The organism is Janibacter sp. CFPM2_SD2 (genome assembly GCF_057364645.1).
Window position 1 is genome coordinate 1 of the sequence record NZ_JBNFOF010000321.1, and the last position, 1,808, is coordinate 1,808.

3 protein-coding genes are annotated in these 1,808 nt (G+C 74.1%); all 3 read right to left on the reverse strand.

Annotation, left to right across the window (positions count from 1 at the left end; translation table 11 throughout):
* On the reverse strand, positions 1–192 hold a 192-nt coding region (locus AC2W7J_RS17885), incomplete at its 3' end, for a GntR family transcriptional regulator (protein WP_485984090.1).
* Positions 189–1,130, reverse strand: a complete 942-nt coding sequence (locus AC2W7J_RS17890; RefSeq protein WP_485984086.1) for a dihydrodipicolinate synthase family protein — start codon at positions 1,128–1,130, stop codon at positions 189–191. The genes AC2W7J_RS17885 and AC2W7J_RS17890, both read right to left, overlap by 4 nt.
* 12 nt (positions 1,131–1,142) lie before the next feature.
* Positions 1,143–1,808, reverse strand: a 666-nt coding sequence (locus AC2W7J_RS17895; protein WP_485984088.1) for an SDR family oxidoreductase, incomplete at its 5' end; no start/stop codon positions are given.

Below are 1,808 nucleotides of genomic sequence, written 5' to 3' on the forward strand. Positions count from 1 at the left end.
CCCCGCCCGGGCCCGCACGACGACCAGCCCCTCGTCGGCGAGGCGCTGCAGGGCGGCTCGCACCGGCGTGCGGCTGACCCCGAGGGTCTCGGTCAGGGACTCCTCGGGCACGTGACTGCCCGCCGCCCCGCTCCCCGGAGAGGATCTGCGCGCGCAGCGTCTCGTAGACCTCGTCGCTGCGGGCCATCTCAGAGCGCGGCGCGCGGGTCGTGGCGCGCGAGCCGCTCGAGCAGGTGGTCGACCTCGGCCCGCGCCGTCGCCGACAGCCCCCGAGCCGGGGTGCGCTGGGCGTCGTGCGCGAGGATCCCGCGGCGCTGCAGCACGTGCTTGCGCACGGCGAGCCCGACGCCGGGCTGCTGCTCGTAGCGGATGAGCGGCAGGTGCGCGTCGAAGAGGTCGTGCGCGGCCTCGCGCTCCCCCGCCCGCGACATCCGCACGACGTCGACGAGCAGGTCGGGGAAGCAGTAGCCGGTCATGGCGCCGTCCGCACCGCGGTCCATCTCGTAGTCGAGGAAGAGCCCGCCGTTGCCGGTGAGGATCGACAGCCGCGGCATCTCCCCCTTCGCCTCGAGCTCGCGCAGCGCGCTGATCTTGTCCAGCCCGGGCCAGTCCTCGTGCTTGAGCATGACGGCGCCCGGGGTGTCCCGCGCGATGCGCGCGATGACGCCCGGGGTCATCTGCACGTCGAAGGTCAGCGGGTAGTCCTGGATGACGAAGGGGACGTCCGTCCCGATGGCGTCGGCGGCCCCGGCGTAATAGCCGACGACCTGGTCGTCGGTACGCAGGGTCCGCGGCGGAGCGATCATCACGCCGGCGGCACCGGCGTCCATGACCGCGGCCGTCAGCGAGCGCATCGCGGCGAAGCCGGGCGAGCTCACCCCGACGACGACCGGCACGTCGGTGCGGGCGATGACCCGGCGGGCGATGTCGACGGCCTCGTCCTGGTCGAGCTTCGGCGCCTCGCCGAGCTGGCCGAGCACGGTCAGCCCGTCGACGCCGACCTCGCCGTAGAAGTCGACGAGCCGGTCCAGGCTCGTGAGGTCGACGGTGCCGTCGGGCTCGAAGGGGGTCGGCGCGATGGCGTAGACGCCGCTCGTCTCGCGGGTGATCGTCTCGCGTGTGGTGGTCATGTCTGCTCCTGCTCAGATCGCCGCGACGAGGCCGCCGTCGACGCGCACGACCGAGCCGGTGACGTAGGCAGCGGGGACGCTCGCGAGGAAGGCGACCGTCTGGCCGTACTCGTGCGGCTCGCCGTAGCGACCCGCGGGGATGGTCGCCCGGCTCTCCGCCGCGACCTCCTCGACCGGGCGCCCTTCGCGCTGCGCCCGGCTCTCGTCGAGGAAGGCCGTGCGCTCGGTCGTGATCCGGCCCGGGACGACGACATTGGCCGTCACACCGTCGCCGGCGACCTGGCCGGCGAGGGTCTTGGACCAGCCGACGAGGGTGCTGCGCAGCGCATTCGACAGGCCGAGCCCGGGGATCGGCGCGACGACGCCCGAGCTCGTCGACGTGATGACCCGGCCCCAGCCGCGCTCGCGCATACCGGGCACGACCCGGTCGGTGATCGCGATGACCGACAGCACCATCGAGCGGAAGTGCGTCTCCCACACCTGCTGCTCGTGCCCGAGGACGCCACCGGGCGGCGGGCCCCCGGTGTTGTTCACGAGGATGTCGATGCCGCCGCCGGCGAGCTCCTCGGCGGCGCGGACCCGCTCGTCGACGACGTCGAGCTCGGCGAGGTCCCAGGCCAGCGCGTGCGCGCGGCCGCCGGCGCGGTGACTGTCGGCGCGGTCGCGTCGACCTTCGCG

Excerpts from the sequence above, each read along its gene's own strand:
- AC2W7J_RS17890 (WP_485984086.1), bottom strand. The coding sequence starts at position 1,130 with ATGACCACCACACGCGAGACGATCACCCGCGAGACGAGCGGCGTCTAC.